This window comes from Megasphaera paucivorans (assembly GCF_900103535.1).
Taxonomy (GTDB): Bacteria; Bacillota; Negativicutes; order Veillonellales; family Megasphaeraceae; genus Megasphaera_A; species Megasphaera_A paucivorans.
Map to the genome: position 1 here is coordinate 13,179 of NZ_FNHQ01000001.1, position 19,924 is coordinate 33,102.

Genomic DNA, 19,924 nt, shown 5'->3' on the forward strand with positions numbered 1-19,924 from the left:
TATGAACTCTAAAAAGGTACTTAAAAAATTATCTACCTATATCAATTTGCTTTCCTATCCATTTTCTCAATAAAAAATCGCTGCCTTTCTTTAACCAATTCTGCTTTTCCATGAAAGATACATTTTGTTCTCTATAATCAATTTGATTTTTCTCTAACCAAACATCCAATAATAGTTCGCTTACGAATCCATAGACTCTAGCTTCATAAGAATTATAACTAGAAATATCTATTCTTTTTTCTAATTCAAATAAAATATTAAAAAGCCACTGGCAATATTTATCACATAAATCATGCCGCATTACAAACATATTAAACATGTGCGCCCATGTACGATTCATAACTTTTTTAAAAGCAGGTATATAATCCGGACATATTTCCGCAATCACTTGTTCCGTCATACTTAATCCCTCTTGACAGTGTGCATGATTATAATGAGAGCGATTAGTCTCAATATAGTATTTTCGTCTGTCCGCTACAATAACCGGGTAATTTTGTAATAACTTTTTCCAATCAGATGCTCTCATTATTTGCTTTTTCTTTTTTTCTATATTCCGTACTTCTTTCCGTGTAAAATATCTTCTATAATGAACCAGCCCTATATAATCTCCCCCCTCGTTTTTCCAAACCCAATATAACCCTGTCAATTCACAAAAATTAGGATTTTTCAAAGAGATACTATGTCCTGTATTATCTTTAATATATCCTAAGTTTTCCTTTCCTTCTGCGCCTACATGCAATGGAATGTATATTGAATCGTCAGGCATCCAATATTGTTTATGAGTCATTATAAAAATTTTTATATCCACATTAGTATGCCCCTTTTCCTCCAATTACGACTTTAATCGTCCGCCAAATTAATACTACGTCAAACCATACATTCCAATTTCGCACATACCATGTATCCATTTGAACGCGTTCATTATAGTCAATATCACTTCGTCCACTAGTCTGCCACATTCCTGTTATGCTTGGCCGAACCATATAATAATCCTCTATATATTTGCCATAGCGCAAAACCTCTTTTTGAACAATAGGTCTCGGTCCAACTAGGCTCATTTCTCCTTTTAGCACATTAAACAGTTGTGGCAGTTCATCTAAACTGGTTTTTCGGAGAAAAATACCTATTCGTGTAATTCGTGGATCATTCTTTAATTTAAAATTCCTTTCCCATTCAACACGAGCTGTGGGGTTATTTTTTAATACTTGCTGCAACTTTTCATCAGCATTTACACACATACTACGAAATTTATAACAAGAAAACAGCTTTCCATTTTTTCCTATTCTCTTATGCTTAAAAATCACAGGCCCCGGTGAATCTATATAAATAAAAAAGGCTATAAACATAAGAAGCGGTGATAAACAAATCATATTTACAATTGTACAAACAATATCAAAAATACGCTTAATCCAGCGATTATACCAATGAGCCAAATTGTTCCGCACGCTGAAAGCAACAATATGCCCATCAATAAAACTTTCCATATCTAATACAGCCAATGGCATATTCCCCATATCCGGCACAAAAGAAATAGATTTTACCAACGGCTGCAACCGATATACAATTTCCTGCACCGCATTCGTATTAAGCCCAGGGGCAATTACGATTACATGGCGCACACCGGTTTCTTTAATAACACGTTCTGCATCCTGAAATTTTCCCAACTGCGGCATCATGGACGCAACTTTAGGATTTGGCACGTGATCCTCCAGATACCCGATAAGATGATGTCCCATTCCCGTATCATGTTGAAAATATTCTAATATCAAGGCTGCCGTTTTCCCTGCTCCCATAACTAGTACCGGAATTTGCAATATACAAAACTTTTCTAGCATCTTTTTTACAATAAACCGAAATAATATAATAATAAAAAATGAAAATACCCATAAAAACAACAAGAACAATCGTGACGTAGTACCGGCTATTTGTGCCGCATACATTAAAACAATAATGGTTGCTGTCGCATATACATTAGCATTAAATATACAAGAAATCGTACGCCAAAATTGTATTCGCCGTACATATAATCCATTAGCCTGCATAAAAAAAACGTATATAACTGGGCATATGACATACCAACTCAACCAAGATATATGAAGGATTCCTCCGTTGGGTATAAAAAAATTCCGCAGGTAAAACGCTAATGATTCTGCACATACTATAGCACAGTAATCTCCTAGCATTAAAACAAGCGGTAATATAATTGTCGTATATTTGTTTTTTATAGAAATAGTATTTTCATTATGTAATTTATAGGCAGACATAAAAGGCCACACCTTCATTTGTGTTTTATTCTCAATAAAAATGAAATTTCACTTCTGTTATATTAATACTATAAAATTATATGCATAAATAAGAATTCATTAAATTCAGTGTTTTATATTTTTTAAATATTTAGGGTAGTAATGAATTATCGATGCTATCCGATATGATTTTATATACGTTTTATATTCCCAAAATTTTCCATAGGATACCGCTCCAGAGTCCAAATATTTATTTATTATTACGCCATATCGATTTATAATATGATAATATTCATCCTTTTCGCGATATTTAATCGTGTATCGAATAAGCGCAAATATTGCTTTAACATATTCTTCAAAAGCGTATTTTTGAAGAACTTCTTCTGATTTTTGAGAAAGAATCAGTTGATAGATTCGTTTACGAGCCCGAAAATTACCTTTCCATATGTCATAATTTCCATCCTGCCAAGATAAACTACTTGGATGCTGCATATAATGATACAAAATTTGAGGAAGTACAACCACAGTATTACATTGCATTAACACTTCTGTAATAAAAAGCTGATCTTCAGAATAAACGATAGTTTCATCAAAACGGACAGACTTTATCAAATTTTTACAAAAGACTTTATTCCATATACACCCGGTACCCACTTTTTCATTTAATAATAATTCTAATGGATGTCTGCAAATTATAGGAACTGTACTAAAATTATAAACAGAAGGCTTATATATAACTTCTGCAACGAATCCACACATAGCAATATCCGCATGACTTCGTTCCAATGCTTCTATTAAATTCTGATACATATCTGGTTCAATTAAATCATCTGCATCTACAAAAACAATATATTGTCCTATTGATTCTGTTAACCCACTATTTCTAGCAGAACTTACGCCGCCATTTTCTTTATGTAGTACTCTGATTCTAGCATCCTGTAACAAAAATTTGTTGCAAATTTTCAAACTGCTATCTGTAGAACCATCATCTACAAGAAGTAATTCAAAATCATAATAAGATTGTCTCAAAATAGACTTAATGGTATCTTCTAAATATTTTTCCGCATTATATATAGGAACAATTATACTAAGTTTTGTCATACGTATTTACCTGTTACCCTCTTTGAATAATAAAAACTGTTAGTCCCCAGTAAAACCAAAACAGATTCATTACATATCGACCAAAAAACGCATAATCAAAAAAGCCGTAAACAATTATGGCTGAAAAACAAAGCAGCATCCCACCAATCCAATTTAATCTCCGTAACGTATCCACCATAGATATTACGCCATATTTTAACATTGTATGCCATTGAAAAATCAATAAAAGCAAAAAACCGCTGAGTCCAATAAGGCCATTTTCATTAGCAGACTGAAGAAAAATATTATGAGGCGATTGGATATTTTTTTCTCTTCCAGGCAATTCAAATCGAGTATGATACACTTCTCCCCATTTTTTCGTACCAATGCCAAACACTGGGTGTTCTTTAAATATTTGTTCAGAAACTTGCATTAGATATACTCGTCCATCATTTTGTAATTGATTGTGCATACGCGTTTCCAACACATTTGACGAAAAGCAAGTTACACCAAACCCAACTATCAATAGTATGGGAATAACAAATTTCAATAATTTCCAATATTGCGCTTTAATGATTAGTATCAACATACCAAAAAATACAACTGCCATAACAATTACAGCACTGCGGGTACCTGTCATGGCAATAATATGACATCCTGCTACAAATACAATAAAAGAAATACAACAAAAAGAAAAATTTTCTTTCCCATACATGATAATTCCAAAAAGTAAAAATGGCAGCATCGTAATTAATACAGATGCCAGTCCCAATGGCCATGAAAAGGTTCCCATCAACCGTCCTTCAATATAATGAGGATGCATAAACGTATCAAAACATATGTAAATAACAGAAACAATTAACCCTATCCATACTATTTTTGGTATATTTATATCATCCTTCGCAATAATGCCAAATAACAAAAATGGTGCCATCCGTTCGACATAGTGACCAATTTCACTGATATCACCCTGATTAAAAAAATATGAAAAAATCATAGTACCAATAAAAACCATCATAAAAAGCCAAGATTTTCTATATAAAGAGCTAGTCCACATATTTCCTAATATAGGATAATCATATAGCCTGCATACTAAAATATGGCTTAAAAATGATAATATAAAAAACCATCCTTGGTTAATCCCACACCCTACTGTCAAAAGCAATACTGGTAATACCTGTATATATAGTTTATATTTTTCAGCACACTCTCTCAAATTATACACCTACTTATTTCACTGGTATTAGTTTCCATTTCTCATCATAGAGAGAATGTCCATCGTATCCCTCACGCCTCCATTTATCAGGCGCAACTACTATTTTTCCTTTATAGGTACTTAAATACTGTGCCCACCAGCTAAACGTACTATTAGAAATAACAAAGTGTTTACAGGCAGACATCAATTGCATTTTTTCCCACACAGGATCACTCCCATTTTCGTATAACGTTCCTTTCGGAAATTTCATATTTTCTTGTACCCATGAAATATCATCAGAAAACACAATAAGTTGTGGTTCACGTATTTTCTGATACATGTACTCAATTCCCGCATAAAAATATTCTTTTGTGCATAGATTGGCCGCTTTCGCAACACCCGCCTTGTAAATAAAATCCCCCCGCCGTATCGTAACACAAACAGACTCACTGCAGCAAATTTTATCATATAAAACTTTATTTTTATTCTGCACCGCATATTTTGGAGTAAATTCATTTCGTATCATAGTATCAAAGGCAGCAAAATATTTTGGACACTCAAAATAACCGTCAAGAATCAGGTCTCCCAGCGGAAGATCAGTATACTCATGAAACCCATTTGCTATGAGTATCCCGTAATTTGCCAATTTATCTATTATTTGTTCATTAAATCGTACTTCGTTATCCGATCCTTTATCAAACTGCCGATACATGCGAAAACCATGTTTCCGGAATAGAACTGCTAACCGTTGCATCTTAGTATACATTACTGATCCAATTACAGTATTCCTTGAAATATTATAGTGCTGCAAGGAGTTTTCCCATCCACCATGCGGATCAATAACAGATTCCTCCTCAATATTGCTAAAATCTATAGTTATCTGGTCTTGACGCTGTTCCGCCAACGTTCTGGCAAAAGCATATTGAAAAAATTGATTTCCCAGCCGCCCATGCATTTTAATGTATATCATCTTTTTTACCCCATTGATTATTTTAATATGTTATATAGAAAATTTTCAGTTCCAAAATCTCTATTTACTCTATCAAGGTTATTCTGATAAATGGGTATTTTTTTTTCGTACTGTTCTAAAAAATCGTGTATTTGTACAGACATATGATTCAAATCCTGTAAATCCACTTCAATACCTACATCATATGCAGAAAGAATTTCGGGATTTAAAAATTTAGTCACCAATACGGACTTATATAAACCAAGTGCATTAAAATATACCGCACTCCAGTTATATAAATATCGCTTATCACTATAAGGCAAAAACAACACATCCATACTCGATAATATACTATACCACTTTTGACCATAAAGTTTTCCTTTTATAAAAGTAATACCCGCCTTATTTTGGTATTTATTCATAATACGATCCAAATCTACTGCATCCTCTGGCATAGTAGGGGCTGCTTGTATAATAAGTTCGGCCTTATGTGTCATTCCACTTTTTACAAACGCATTGATGATACCTTCTATATCTTTCTCCCCTTTGCGATAATGTCCAAAAAAACCAATTCGAATAGGTTCTTTGTACATCAAGTGATTATTAACTTTAATTTCTGCCGGAACCAATACAGGCGGTTTTATTAATTCTACATTAGAAAGTGCTGATTCTTTAAAATCGTCTCGCAAAGTAGTAATTTTCAGTTTAATATTTCTATAACTCAAACACTTTTGTGCCTGTCTGATAAATTTAGGTTTTTCATGAGGATTAACTCCCAAAAATATAAAAATAATAGGAATTGGGCTATCTTTCAATTTACTTCTATGAAGAGACCGCAGATATCGATAAGTAGCTGTCGTTAATACTATGGCATCTATTTCCTTTTTACAAGCTTTTTTGTAAGCCGAATCAAACCACTTAACTCTTCTGTTTTCACGCTGTATGGACAACCATATTTTCTTTATTTTTCCAGCTCCTTCATAGTCAACAATTTCACCTCCACTCATATATTCAATGGGAATATCAAAATCAATAGAAAGTTTGCTATTTTCTGGTAAATATAATATAGGCGTATGGCCCTGTCGTTTTAATTCATTGATAATAAGACGATCAAATTCCTGCTCAAATCCACCATTAGTTTTTACTGTTTCCAGTATCGCTACACGCATTATAGATCACTCTTTCTTTGCAATTCATATAGTTTCAAATACTTTAGCATGGTATAAAAAAAATGGTTAAAACACATATACGTTCCCATCCAACCGTCTAAAAATCCAGCTCGAACAATAAACATCTTAAAAAATCCACCTAAGCTGTGAAGAAATATACCGGAAAGAGATGTACGTTTTCCTCTTTTAAAAGCTTCTTCAGCCCAAATTGTCGTATATTGACACAACTTTCCTTCCCAATGATGCCAGTTTTTATACGTATAATGTTCAATATGCCCCGGCAATGTTTCTGTTATTAACTTGCATTCAGGATGTTCATGTATTTTGTGAACCCAATGTACGGCAGTTCTCGGAAACATGCGAGACACATAATCGGGATACAAAACGCCATGTCCGAATTTTGTACCAAAAGCTACTGATTTCCGCTGTATACTGTATTGCTTAGTTGTATCATTCAGAGCCGCGGCTCTATGAACTGCATCAATAAGTTCAGAACTTAATCGTTCGTCGGCATCAAGATAAAAAACCCAATCCGCCGTTGTCTGTATCAATCCAAAATTACGCTGTGCCGCAAAATCATCATCCCATGCACGGTAACACACGGATGCCCCTTCTCTTTCAGCAAGCTTCACGGTATTATCCGTGCTTCCAGAATCAATTATAATAACTTCATCGGCACATTGAAACGCGTTTCGTATAACATCAACGATATTGTCCTGTTCATTTTTTGTTAAGATAAGTATGGATAATGTACTCACAATAAGACTCCTTATAACCTAATTTCATTGACATACAGGTCTGAATTATTTATTTAGATTATAGCATATGATACAGTAATTCTCTAGCAGTCCCCGCGTGTGTATATATATATCTTGTATAATATATATATAATATACAATATATATATAATCCACATTATTTTGCGAATATCAAAATGGTATTTGTTTTCCTTTAATAAGTACGTTACAATTATCATAGTTCGTAAATAGGAGTGTTTTCAATGAAAAAACATAAATTTTTAATTACATTTATTATGGCTGCTATAATTAGTTATATATTGATGTATGGGTTTTACTTGTCAATGAGTGTCGGACTCCCATACAAAACACTATTTCTGCAAATGCGGCGATATATTCCCAATGCAATGGTCATAGGCATTGTATTTTCACTATGGCAGCAATCAAAAATCCCTTGGAAAAAAATCAGTCCTCATATTGTTGTTTTTTTAGCATGGGCAGTAGTATATCCTCTGAGTTATTGGATTACCTTCCACCAAAACACAAATTTTATTGACAACCATTTTGATATTTCCTTTGCTTCTTACATATTTGTATTTACAACCACGCTGCGTTTGCTGCTGCATACTTTTTCTATTACCACCATACAGCGCAGAATGTCGACTCTAACTATTAGTATGTTACATACACTGCTTATGGTACTGCCTGTCCTGCAAATAATTTATTTTGTTAATTATCACAGTCCCATTACAGAAGCCGCTTGTATGGCTATGCTGCAAACAAATGCATTAGAAGCTCATGAATATATTCTGCAGAATGTTGGATACAGCGGTATACTTATGATAATAATCCTATTTATCATCTTGCTGTTTTTATTTATGTGGGGCAATTATGTAAAAATCCATACTGTAAAACCAATAAAAAAGACGATTCTCATTTCTGTTATTATATTACTGGCTTCGGGGATTTACAGTTGTCAAATTTTCAGAGAAACAGGTATTATGGATGTCCTTCACAATGCGCAAGATTATTTTGATAATGCCCAAAAATTCAACGCCTATCACAAAAACAATTTCAACACTCTCATCGTAACTCCCACAACACCGGAATTCTCACAACCAAGTACTATTATTATGGTCATTGGAGAATCTGCCTCCAAAGATTATTGCAGTGCCTACGGCTACAGCCGACATGATACAACACCTTGGTTACGTACCATGTCTTCTCAGCCTGGTTTTATCTTATTTAAGCATGCCTATACTAGTTGGGGGCAGACAGTACCTGCATTAGAACGTGCCTTGACGGAAAAAAACCAATATAATAATTTAGATTTCAATCAATGTATTACGATGCTGGATATTGCTAAAAAGGCTGGTTATACAACCTATTGGATTAGTAATCAAGGTACTATCAGCAATGCAGATACACCCATCACACTAGTAGCAAAGACAGCAGATCATTCCGCTTGGATTGAGGATGAATTAGCAAACAGCGATCATCAACGATACGATGGCGATTTACTTCCTTATCTGAAACGAATTGATCCTAAGGAAAATAATTTTGTCGTCATTCACATTATGGGCAGTCATGACAGTTACGATAACAGATATCCTAGAGATTTTACTAAATGGCCCTCCGAAACGGGACGTAATTCAGTCACAGAATACGATAATTCCATTGCCTATACCGATTGGTTCTTAGAACAAGTATACATGTATGGTAAAGATAATTTAAACCTGCAGGCGATGCTTTATTTTTCCGATCATGGTGCGGATCCCCAACATAGGCGTCATCCTGATTATGCGCCTTTTGAAGGATTACGGATTCCTATGTTTCTTTACTTATCACCAGAATACTGCAAACTGTATCCCATAACTTCATCTGTTTTACAAAATCATGCTGACACGTATTTTACCAATGATCTTATGTATGAGCTTATGTGCGGCGTATTTCATATTAAAAGTAATCATTATGATGAAACAAACAGTTTGTCCAGCACAAATTATAAATATACACGTGATATGTTAACGACAGAATTGGGAAAAATAAATTTAACGGAAGATATAAATAATTAAACGATTCATTTGCTCTATTGCCAAAGATACTGTAATATGTAATACGGAACAAATAACATGAATCAATTTTATTTTAAAAATTTTAACGACGCGGAGTGATCAAATGAATTGGCAATTATTAAGACAAATAGGCCATGATGTATATAAATGTGAAGATTGGCGCGATAATAAGCGGTATTATTCTTTTTTAGCACGTGCTTTTATAAATCGGCATGTCATGGAGCAACATCTAACTTTCTTTTTATCTGATCCAAAACGCACCCTTATTATGGAGCATTGTCCCTGGCTTGTCGATCAAGCTGTACGAAAAATATTTTATAAAAACTCCACCTGCATAGAACGGGCAAAAATCGTGCAGCAACATATTTTCTGGATGGAAAAATTATTTGAATCTGATTTGATGGAACGAATCTACGTACACGGTGAACGAGTTCCGTTATGGCGTGATGAAATAGATGAAAAACCATTTATATTATATTTAAATTTCACAGATGGCCAGCAAAAAGAAGGATGTTTATCCATCGAACTGGTATATGGCAGTGAAGATGAAAAACATACAGGCTGGAATGCCGGAACCAGAGTATATCAATTAATGTTTTTCTTCGGCGATACTGATTTGACTATTCATATTGGAGCATTGCAAGGTATGGTCGGCGGGTCTGATTTTATTAAAAAATTAACAAAAAAATATTTCGGTTATCGTCCCAAAAACCTTATTTTATGGTGCCTTCGCTGTCTGGCTGTCACAGTAGATGCAAAAAAAATAACCGCTGTTACAAATAAGGGCTATTATGCCATGAACCATATTCGGTTAGATCGCAAGCTCAAAGTTGACTTAGATTGTTTTTGGCAAGAGGCCGGAGGCACTGCTGATTGCAAAGACAGTCGCTTCTACGACATCCCGATATCAGAATATCGCAAGGAAATGAATGAAATGAAACCTTCAAAAAGAGCGAATCACCGCAGACGATATGAATTAATGGACCAAATTCAGGTAGAAATTTCTAAGACGCTTAAAAAATATATGAAAAATAAGATTACTGGTAAACAATAATTTCGTAACTACTCGAATAGGTTATATTTTTCCGTTTTTATCAGTACTTACAGTATTGCATAAAATATATTCAGGAGGCATAAAAATGAAAAAAGAATATGAATTAGCTGAACAATACCATACGCAGGGAAATAATTGCGTTGAATCGGTTATTAAAGCGTGTAACGACAGTATGAACCTGCGCTTGCCCGATGAGTCTATTCGTATGGCTTCGGTTATGGGCGGCGGCATAGGTCGTTCCGGCTGCGTTTGCGGAGCATTGAGCGGTGCCTGTCTGGTAATTGGGTCTTTAGTGGGACGTCTGGATCCTGCTGAAAAGCCACTGCCGGAAATGTATCAGTACACCCATGAATTTCATGATCGTTTCAAAAAGCATTTTGGAACCACCTGCTGCCGGGCATTAAACAAACTCAGTTTCGGGACACCGGAATATCGAAAGCAATGTATTAAAATCACAGCAACCGCAGCAGATATGGTTTCCGATTTTATTGAAGAAAAACATTTAAAAAAATAGACTCATCTTTGGAAATAGTATTCCAATACTATCATTGTTTATATATTAAAACGCCGATCTTATAAAAAATGTATAAGATCGGCGTTTTTCATATCTGGACATCATACGTTTATCCCAAAAAGCCACGATAGTTTTGAGCCTTTACAATCCTATTCAAAGCTATAATATAACATGCCAGTCGAGCGGGAACATGATATTTTCTCTTGATCTGCCATACTGTTTGAAATGTTTTTTTCATGTTGTCATGAAGTTTTTTATTATATTCTTCTTCCGACCAATACAGCCCGGTGCGATTTTGTACCCATTCATAATAGGATCCCACCACACCTCCGGCATTCGTCATAACATCAGGAAGGATTTCTATCCCCTTTTTATAGAAATAGGCATCAGCCTCTGTTGTTGTCGGTCCATTCGCACCTTCAAGAATAATGTTAGCCTTTACATCCTTCATCGTCTTATCATTTAGTTGATTTTCCATGGCCGCCATAAAAAGAACATCCACATCCAGATGCAATACAGCCTCCTTAGGAATGACTTTCATGCCTTCTTCTTGATACCCATTTAAAGTACGTCCGTGTGAATTAGCATACACATAGGCCTTTTCAATATCTATTCCATTGGGATTATAAAGAGAGCGCCCCACATCTCCGATTGCCACGATTTTAACGCCGGCCCGTTTCATAAGCAAACAGCCAACGCTTCCCACATTGCCGAACCCCTGTGCAGCCATAGTAATATCACAAGGGTTCTTACCTGCCGTTTCCAAATAACTCATCAAGGTATACATAATTCCTCGCCCGGTAGCTTCATTCCGTCCCAGAGACCCACCTATTTCAATTGGCTTGCCTGTGACCACACCGGGTGTATATTTTCCTGTGAGTTTACTATATTCATCCACTATCCATGCCATGATCTGCGCATTCGTGCCTACATCGGGAGCAGGAACATCTGTATCTTCTCCGATAATCGGGGATATTCTATATATATATTCACGAGTAAGCCGTTCCAACTCACGATTGCTTAGAAGCTGCGGATTTACTTGTATCCCACCTTTAGCCCCGCCATAAGGAATATCGGCAACAGCACATTTAATCGTCATCCATCCAGCAAGGGCCCGTGTTTCATTAACATTAGAACAGGGATGATACCGTATTCCCCCTTTAGCCGGACCGCGTACGGAACTATGTTGTACACGATATCCCTCGAAAACCTGAATATGTCCATCATCCATACGAATTGGCAGGCTCACTGTCATTTCCCGTTCAGGATACCGCACAAAAGCATATTCATCCTTATGCAGCTTAAGTACGGCCGCAGCCTCATCTAAAACATTAAGCATATTTTGATACGGATCATAGGTTGTCATCATTATCACCTCATATAAAATTTGAAATATACACCGCTTGTTTATTTTTCTATTTTTATCATACCACTTTTTAAACAAACTTAAAACTTTAAAGAATTTTATGTATAATTTAAAGTCATCATAGATGTATAGAAATGGCGAAAAAACAGCAATTTCAAAAAAACCTTACGATGTAGTATTACAAATTTGTATACAATGTACAGGGTGTAAATAAAAATGGTTTTACCGATTTAGTTCAAATATGCTTACTTCACGACTGCAAGCTATCCGCAAAGGCAGCCAATGTCCTGTTCCCCTGTTGACATATCCATAGCATGCATCACCTGACTGAAATAAACCTCGCAGATATTTAAATGCTATCATTTGGACTAATGGCCCAATAGGCGCAAATTGAGCACCATGCGTATGTCCGCAAAGAGTCAAATTTACATGATGCCGAAAAGCCTCATCAATAAAAGCCGAATGATGTGCCAACATAACAACAAAAGCATTTTCCGGAATACCTTGCAAAGACTTTTGTACATATTCTTCCCGCTGCTGTGCAAAATTCTCCGCTCCTTGAGCAAATGAATAATCTGTTCCAGCAATGTAAAAATTTTCAGCAGCTTTATAATTACTATTACGGAGAATTCGCACTCCCGTTTTTTGCAACATATCCGTGATACGTTCTATTCCACGATAATATTCGTGATTACCATAACAAAAGTCAATACCATCGGGAAATTTTCTGCAAGCGTCCCGTAAAATATTTTGACATTGAGGCAGCAACGTTAATTCGTCAATAAGATCCCCAGTTAAAACTACGCGGTCTACTTTTTCTTTCACTAAAACTTCTATAGCCTCCTGCAGCCGCTGTGGACTAAAAAAAAGCCCCATATGAGTGTCTGATATTTGTCCGATGCGATATCCGGCAAGATGATTCGGCAAACTAGGATACCTCAGTTTATGTATAGTCGTAGCAAGATTTTGTTCTCCATCAAAGATTCCTATTGTCGATGTCCCCAAAGCAAGAACAGGAATTGCAGCAGCTATTCCTTTAAGAAAAGTACGACGGCTCATGCCTTTAGAAACACGATTGGATGATCTACAAGGATGGGCATGAAACAAGCGATATATAAAACATCCTATAGCTCCTGCAAGCAACACAGGAAACGCCAGAAGAAACATAAAAAGCCAGCTTAAAGACGCCATTGCACCATAAAAGAAAAAGGGAAACCACGATGATGTCGAAATCGTAATATAATCTGCCCCATACAACCAAAGTTCTCCAATAGCAATCATACTAACAGCTGCTGCGCCAAATAACGCTCCCGCCTTATTGCTTTGCCGACGTATATATTGCCACAACAGAATAGAACAAACAGCTATACAGGACATACCTACCATGAATGTAATAAAAAATTGACCTTTCATCTATTGCCAAGCAGTAATTTTGCCATGCGGACCAGCCCACGGTATTTCCGTATAGCGGTTCTTCGGCAACCACTGCCATTCCTCCTCCGTCTTAAGATTTCCTGAAACAAGTCGTCCTTTCAAAACCGTCATGTGCCATATTTTATGAGAGAATACATGGCGCAATGTACCTTGCGGTGTGTCCTCAAAATTGATCTGATATCCGATGTCAGCTAATACCTCTTGAAGTTTACGGCGACCTTCTGCCCCTTCCCCCTCAACATTAGGAAATTCCCACATAGATGCCAATAACCCCGTATCTGGACGACGATGAAGCAGCCAGGAAGTATCCTGTTCAATGACAACTACCAGAATCTCCTCTATAGGAATGTTTTTTTTAACTGTTCGTATTGGAATCTGCGCTTCCTTTCCTGTCGCTTTTGCCAAACAAAAGGATATAAGCGGACAAACTTGACAGCGAGGATGCTTAGGAATACAAATAGATGCACCTAAGTCCATTAAAGCTTCATTAAAATCCCCCGGTGCGTCTTTGGGAAGCTGTTCTTGAACCAGCGCGGTTATTTTCTTTTTTACCGCTGCAGAAAGAATATTCTCCTCAATATTATATAAACGGGAAAAGATACGCAGCACATTGCCATCTACAGCCGCCTCCGGCTGTCCATATGCAATGCTTAGTATAGCTCCTGCCGTATATTCGCCAATTCCTTTAAGCTTCAAAATAGCATCCTTATTATCAGGAACAATCCCTTTATATTGAGATTGCACTTCACAAACAGCTTCATGCAGATTGCGGGCCCGGGAATAATATCCTAATCCCTGCCATTGACGCAAAACTTCATCTTGTGAAGCGTCTGCCAACGATTTTATATCAGGAAATCGTTCCATCCAGCTATCATAATAAGGACGTACCGCTTCTACTTTTGTCTGCTGCAGCATGATTTCCGATACCCACACCGTATAAGGCGTCCGATTTTCACGCCAAGGAAGTGCACGTCGATGTACAGAAAACCAATCGAGAAGAACCGGATACCATATTTTATTATCAAAATCTTTCTGTGTCATAATAAACCTTTCTTTTATCATAAAAATTATATCTTTATCATGGGTTATTTGTTTCCCTTGCTAAAAAAGCTTGTTGTTTTATTATGGTTTAACTTATTCAAAAAAAGCAAGGGGTATGCTACAATAGACAGTAAAGGAGCATTTGCTATGGATCATATTATTGAATACAATTTAGATTTAGGAAAAACGAAACCAGATAACGTGCATCACAGCATGGATTATTGTCCTTTTTGCGATGTAGAACATTTAACAAACGTTATGGACCGTCAGGGAACAATGATATGGCTGGAAAATAAATATCCAGTTTTAAAAAACACCTGGCAAACATTGATCATTGAAACAGATCAATGCCACGCAGATTTTTCCAATTACACCTTAGACTATGCAATAAAACTAATCCAATTCAGTCTGGAAAAATGGCAGTTAGTAAAGAACATGAGCCGGTTTAAATCAGTTGTATTTTATCGTAATCATGGATATATGTCAGGGGGTACCATCAGTCATCCTCACAGTCAAATCGTTGGATTTGAAAACTATAACTATCACGATGATATCAAGCCGTATCATGTTACGGGTTTGCCTGTTCTCACGGAAGACGGCATCGACATTACTGTTTCTTCCCATCCTATTATCGGTTTTTATGAAATCAATTTACACCTTCAGGATCCCGGCCATCTGCCGGATTTAGTGAATTATATGCAGCGGACGGCAATTTTTCTTATGCACTGCTTTTACAGTTATAATGACAGCTATAATATTTTCTTTTATGATTTTCCGCAAGACGATAGTATATATATAAAAATGGTTCCCCGTTTTCTTACAAACCCGCTATATGTAGGTTATATGATTTCGCAAGTACCCAATCAAGAACACCTGCAGCAATTTATACAGAAACTCTATCACGCTTTGAAACAAAGAAAGGATTGACATGCGTTTATTTGCAATTGGAGATTTACATTTATCAGGACATCCGCCAACAAAACCGATGAACATCTTCGGTCCTGCCTGGGAAAATCATTGGGACCGCATTTGTACAGATTGGCAGCATCGCGTTACCGAAGATGATGTAGTATTACTAGCTGGAGATATTTCCTGGGCTACTCATCTTTCTGACGCGATGTGTGATCTTGATGAAGTGCGTGCACTGCCGGGGAAAAAAATCATCATCCGCGGAAATCACGACTACTGGTGGGAAAGCGTCAGTAAATTAACAAGGCTTTCAGGTGATGGGAACATGACCTATATCCAAGATGATTGTATTGCTGTCGATAATGGTACTATCGCAGTTTGTGGTACACGAGGCTGGATTTGTCCCGGAGATCTCCATTATCGAGAGGAAAAGGATGCAAAACCATATCGCCGTGAGTTGCTGCGCGTTGAACGAATATTACAGAAAGCCGATACCTTAGGATGCCAAACAAAATTATTGCTTCTCCATTATCCGCCGGTATGTGATTTAGTAAACCCCAGCGGCTTTACAGACTTATTAGAAAAATACAAGGTGCCGCTCTGTATATTTGGACATTTACATGGCATGAAACCCCGCACAATGTTTCCACGCATGTATAAGGGAACATTGCTGCAATTGGTTTCAGCAGATTATCAAGAGTGCAAGCTTTTAGAAATACAGTTAAACGATAAGGGAGGTGCAGAATGAGTCAGATAGCTAAAAAACACCTTCTTGCCGGTATTATTTTCGGTGATCCTCATACAAAAGAATATATCTATATGCCTGGCGGCGAAGTAGGTACAGAATCTCCGCTGTGCGTTCTTGAACGCAATGGCAGCCGGCAGGACATTTCACTGGACGAAGCCGGGTATTTAGTAGAACATTTATCATTAAAAAAAACTATACACCCCACACTAGGAAAAAAATCATTTTAATTTAATTAAAGAAAAAAGCTCCTCTAGCCGAGAGGAGCTTTTTTATGACAGCTTGTCTCCTACCACTACTATATCAGTCTTGTTTTCGTTCTGTTTGCTCACTATTTTTTTCATGAAGCACTGCTGCTTTTGCTATGGTAAACCAAAAAACAACTCCGTCTGCCGCGTTATACATCCCATAATGCTGTTCGTGCAGTTTTACTAAGGCCGCAACAATGGACAAACCTAAGCCGTGCCCGCCGAATGTCCTCGTTCGTGCTGAATCGACCTTAAAAAATGCCTGCCAAAGTCGTCCTTGATCTTCCGGCGCGATTTGAATTCCTTGATTATAAACAGATATAGTATATGTATCTTGATTCTCTTCAGCGCTAATGCGGATAGTTTTTTCCGCCTCAGTATAATCTATTGCGTTTGAAACATAGTTATTAAGAATTTGATCCATACGTTCAGGATCTCCATTGACAAGCATTTCGTCTGGTAAATCCCATTGCATATGAATTTTCTTTTCAGCAATAGTACCCGAAAAACGCTCTTTTGTCTCTTCTGCTAGTGCAGCAAAATCAAAATCAGTTTTTTCAATACGAAATGAGCCGGTTTCCAACCGTGATAGATTCAGCAGATCCATAACTAGACGATCCATTTTTTCAGTTTCGCTCCGGATAACACGGCAATACCTATTTCTGGTCTCATCATCAAAAGCAAGATCATCCAACCCTTCCGCATATCCCTGAATAATGGCCAACGGTGTTTTAAGTTCATGGGACACGGCTGAAATAAATTGTTTTCGCATATGCTCAACTTCATTGGCTTTATCTAATTGCTTCTGCAATTCTTTATTCGTTTTTTTCAAATCGCTCAACGCTGTATCAAGTTGATATGATAATGCATTAAGACTATTACCGAGCTGCCCTATTTCATCATGGCTCTTGCCGTCCCATTTATGAGAAAAATCCAGGGCAGTCATACCCTGCGCGAGTTTCTTTAATTTTAAAAGAGGCCGCGTCAATTCCCGAGAAAAGAAAAAAGCTCCCAAAACAGCAACAACAAACCATAAAATACCGCAAATAACAACAAACTGTTTAGCAATTTCCACACTTTCTTCAATAGGTGCTATCGGCTGACTGACAATAAGATACGTATGATCTTGTATTCGGTATATCAAATCCAATAATTTAATATGATTCTGCGTTTCATAAAATTGCACCTCATTATTGCCCTTCAATTTCGGTTCATGTCCCTGAAGCATTTCCATCATTTCCCGAATATGACGAGGCGGCTGCATATGTATCTCTTTCTCCACCCTGCCATCCGGAGTTTCTACCATGTCTCTTTTTCCATGCATTGGCGGTGGCATCATAACACGTCGATCTGGACGGGATGAATATGCCAGCTTTCCGTGGTCAATAATAAATATATCCGCACCGATTTCTTGACTGATTTGATCAATGTCATCAAATCCATCACTGCCGCTTTTTTCATAGACAGTTTTTACATCTTGTCCTACTGCAATCATACTATTTTTTTTAAATTGGTAATAGAAGGGATTAAAACCAACAACAATAATAAGAGCCAGCGTAATCGCACAGAAAAAAGAAAAACCTACTAAAGCCAGACAAATTTTTTTACGGATAGATAGTCTCATAATTTTTGTTCGTAGCGATATCCGTAGCCACGGACGGTTTGAATAAGTTTTCCTTTGCTGCCGAGCTTGATGCGTAATCGGTTGATATGGGTATCAACCGTTCGCAGATCTCCATAGTAATCATAGTCCCATACCTTGTTCAATATCTGCCGCCTGCTCAAAGCCTTGCCTGCATTACTCATAAGATAGTTTAAAAGTTTATATTCCGTAGGGCTCAAATCCAAAACTTGTCCATCTAAAACAACTCGATGTGCTTCTTGGTCAATAGAAACACCTTCTGCTGCCTGATGCTGCTGTTCCTGCTGCCCGCGACGCAATACTGCCTTGATTTTCGCCATAAGAATTTTAGGACTGAAGGGTTTCGTAATATACTCATCAACGCCTAAATCATATGCAAACAACTGATCTATTTCTTCTCCTTTTGCCGTAATCATCATGATAGGAATAGAAGATTCACGGCGGATCTCTCTGCATACCGTCCAGCCATCATATCCCGGCATCATAACATCAAGAAGAACTAAATCGGGATGATGTTCATTATATAATTCCAATGCCTGTTTGCCATCAGACGCCTGAATAATTTCATAGCCTTCTGGTTTAAGGAAATCAACGACTAGCTGGCGCATCAACTGTTCATCATCGGCAACCAGTATTTTTTCCATTTATGTATCCTCCTATAGTTACATCGGTGCTAAAAATTTAATCGTGTCTATGTCATGAAGTACATGCATCCACTCTTCAATAGTTTGCCCTTTGACAATAAGTCCGGGGGCAATTTCATGTAAAGGGACAAGGACAAAAGCACGCTGTGTCATATAAGGATGCGGTAATTTAAGCAGGACCGTGTCCTTTTCAACAGTCGGACTGCAAAGTAAATCTACATCTATCGTACGAGCTCCCCATTTTTCATGACGTACTCGTCCCAAGGCAATTTCTACAGCCAAACAAGTTTGCAGCGTATCCTCCGGATCTAGTTCCGATTCAATTTTGAGCACTGCATTCAAGAATGATGCTTGATTTGTTTTCCCCCATGGAGGTGTCTCATATATGGAAGAAACCGCCTTTATCACAATTCCATCGCATTTCCGTAACGTTTCAACCGCCTTGCGAAGCATTTGTTCCCGATTGCCCATATTTGAACCTATTCCGATATAATACTCAGTCACAGTTTTTACTCCTTTCAATTACGACAGCAACGTCGTCAAAAGAACCACCGATAGGTGCATGAGGCTTATGTACGGTCACTTGAACTTGATTCGGCGAAAACACATCAAGTATGGTATCAGCAATGATACACGCTACTTTTTCAATAAGATTACATGGCTTTCCTTCTACTATTTTTTTTATACAATCATATACCGCGCCATAATCCACTGTATCACTTAATGCATCGGTATATCCTGCTTTAGTAAGATCCACCGTCATCATTATATCTATGGAAAAAGGCTGTCCGGTACGCTGTTCTTCAGGGAAACAACCATGATATCCGTAAAAGTGCATTCCTTTTAATATAATTTTATCCATTTCCATCTTTTTCCTTT

General features: G+C 37.0%; 20 protein-coding genes. 6 read left to right on the forward strand and 14 right to left on the reverse strand.

The genetic code is table 11. The annotated features are described in order from the left end of the window. Positions 1-28 precede the first annotated feature (28 nt). From BLR11_RS00075 to BLR11_RS00105, 7 genes are all read right to left on the reverse strand, one after another. Positions 29-808, reverse strand: a complete 780-nt coding sequence (locus tag BLR11_RS00075; RefSeq protein ID WP_091647100.1) for a DUF4422 domain-containing protein — start codon at positions 806-808, stop codon at positions 29-31. Between the two features lies 1 nt (position 809). Further along, entirely contained in the window at positions 810-2,282 is a 1,473-nt protein-coding gene (gene wbaP, locus BLR11_RS00080) for an undecaprenyl-phosphate galactose phosphotransferase WbaP (protein WP_342707164.1), read from the reverse strand. An 87-nt stretch (positions 2,283-2,369) separates the two neighbouring features. Continuing rightward, entirely contained in the window at positions 2,370-3,344 is a 975-nt protein-coding gene (locus BLR11_RS00085; RefSeq protein ID WP_091647104.1) for a glycosyltransferase family 2 protein, read from the reverse strand. Between the two features lie 13 nt (positions 3,345-3,357). Continuing rightward, positions 3,358-4,341, reverse strand: a complete 984-nt coding sequence (locus BLR11_RS00090; RefSeq protein WP_176762808.1) for an O-antigen ligase family protein — start codon at positions 4,339-4,341, stop codon at positions 3,358-3,360. A 211-nt stretch (positions 4,342-4,552) separates the two neighbouring features. Continuing rightward, a complete protein-coding gene (locus BLR11_RS00095) occupies positions 4,553-5,488 on the reverse strand; it encodes an alpha-1,2-fucosyltransferase (RefSeq protein WP_091647106.1) in 936 nt (311 codons plus the stop codon). Positions 5,489-5,505: 17 nt separating this feature from the next. Then, entirely contained in the window at positions 5,506-6,636 is a 1,131-nt protein-coding gene (locus BLR11_RS00100) for a hypothetical protein (RefSeq protein ID WP_091647108.1), read from the reverse strand. Then, positions 6,636-7,394 (reverse strand): glycosyltransferase family 2 protein, encoded by a 759-nt coding sequence (locus BLR11_RS00105; RefSeq protein ID WP_091647110.1) that lies wholly within the window; start codon positions 7,392-7,394, stop codon positions 6,636-6,638. The genes BLR11_RS00100 and BLR11_RS00105 overlap by 1 nt, the downstream gene beginning before the upstream one ends. A 242-nt stretch (positions 7,395-7,636) precedes the next feature. Between BLR11_RS00105 and BLR11_RS00110 the strand changes: the two genes are divergently transcribed. The 3 genes from BLR11_RS00110 to BLR11_RS00120 all read left to right on the forward strand — a co-directional run bounded on the left by BLR11_RS00110 (position 7,637) and on the right by BLR11_RS00120 (position 11,016). Next, positions 7,637-9,448, forward strand: a complete 1,812-nt coding sequence (locus tag BLR11_RS00110) for a phosphoethanolamine transferase (RefSeq protein ID WP_091647111.1) — start codon at positions 7,637-7,639, stop codon at positions 9,446-9,448. Positions 9,449-9,551: 103 nt separating this feature from the next. Further along, complete coding sequence (locus BLR11_RS00115) at positions 9,552-10,502, forward strand: DUF535 family protein (RefSeq protein WP_091647113.1); 951 nt, start codon at positions 9,552-9,554, stop codon at positions 10,500-10,502. 85 nt (positions 10,503-10,587) lie between these two features. After that, positions 10,588-11,016 carry a C-GCAxxG-C-C family protein gene (locus BLR11_RS00120; protein ID WP_091647115.1) on the forward strand — a complete coding sequence of 143 codons (429 nt, stop codon included), beginning with the start codon at positions 10,588-10,590 and terminating at the stop codon, positions 11,014-11,016. A gap of 109 nt (positions 11,017-11,125) precedes the next feature. Here the strand turns inward: BLR11_RS00120 and BLR11_RS00125 are convergent, their stop codons facing one another. From BLR11_RS00125 to mutY, 3 genes are all read right to left on the reverse strand, one after another. Then, positions 11,126-12,382 (reverse strand): Glu/Leu/Phe/Val dehydrogenase dimerization domain-containing protein, encoded by a 1,257-nt coding sequence (locus tag BLR11_RS00125; RefSeq protein ID WP_091647116.1) that lies wholly within the window; start codon positions 12,380-12,382, stop codon positions 11,126-11,128. Between the two features lie 222 nt (positions 12,383-12,604). After that, on the reverse strand, positions 12,605-13,795 hold the full coding sequence (locus tag BLR11_RS00130) for a metallophosphoesterase (RefSeq protein WP_091647118.1): 1,191 nt from the start codon (positions 13,793-13,795) through the stop codon (positions 12,605-12,607). Continuing rightward, positions 13,796-14,857, reverse strand: coding sequence for an A/G-specific adenine glycosylase (gene mutY / locus BLR11_RS00135; protein WP_091647120.1), 1,062 nt, complete (start codon positions 14,855-14,857; stop codon positions 13,796-13,798). Between the two features lie 147 nt (positions 14,858-15,004). On the opposite strand from mutY, the gene BLR11_RS00140 reads away from it, so the two are divergent. From BLR11_RS00140 to BLR11_RS00150, 3 genes are read left to right on the forward strand one after another with little or no spacing between them, the layout of a single operon-like run. Further along, positions 15,005-15,784, forward strand: coding sequence for a DUF4931 domain-containing protein (locus BLR11_RS00140; RefSeq protein WP_091647121.1), 780 nt, complete (start codon positions 15,005-15,007; stop codon positions 15,782-15,784). Position 15,785: 1 nt separating this feature from the next. Continuing rightward, positions 15,786-16,514, forward strand: coding sequence for a metallophosphoesterase (locus BLR11_RS00145; protein ID WP_091647123.1), 729 nt, complete (start codon positions 15,786-15,788; stop codon positions 16,512-16,514). Further along, the gene (locus BLR11_RS00150) at positions 16,511-16,741 is read left to right on the forward strand and encodes a hypothetical protein (RefSeq protein ID WP_091647125.1); all 231 of its coding nucleotides are present in this window, start codon (positions 16,511-16,513) and stop codon (positions 16,739-16,741) included. The genes BLR11_RS00145 and BLR11_RS00150 overlap by 4 nt, the downstream gene beginning before the upstream one ends. A gap of 73 nt (positions 16,742-16,814) precedes the next feature. Here the strand turns inward: BLR11_RS00150 and BLR11_RS00155 are convergent, their stop codons facing one another. From BLR11_RS00155 to folB, 4 genes are read right to left on the reverse strand one after another with little or no spacing between them, the layout of a single operon-like run. Next, entirely contained in the window at positions 16,815-18,383 is a 1,569-nt protein-coding gene (locus BLR11_RS00155) for a sensor histidine kinase (RefSeq protein WP_091647127.1), read from the reverse strand. Continuing rightward, positions 18,380-19,045: a response regulator transcription factor gene (locus BLR11_RS00160; RefSeq protein WP_091647128.1), complete on the reverse strand. Its 666-nt coding sequence runs from the start codon at positions 19,043-19,045 to the stop codon at positions 18,380-18,382. The genes BLR11_RS00155 and BLR11_RS00160 overlap by 4 nt, the downstream gene beginning before the upstream one ends. Before the next feature lie 18 nt (positions 19,046-19,063). Then, positions 19,064-19,549, reverse strand: a complete 486-nt coding sequence (folK, locus tag BLR11_RS00165) for a 2-amino-4-hydroxy-6-hydroxymethyldihydropteridine diphosphokinase (RefSeq protein ID WP_091647130.1) — start codon at positions 19,547-19,549, stop codon at positions 19,064-19,066. Then, positions 19,542-19,907, reverse strand: coding sequence for a dihydroneopterin aldolase (gene folB, locus BLR11_RS00170; protein WP_091647131.1), 366 nt, complete (start codon positions 19,905-19,907; stop codon positions 19,542-19,544). The genes folK and folB overlap by 8 nt, the downstream gene beginning before the upstream one ends. Positions 19,908-19,924: the final 17 nt, after the last annotated feature.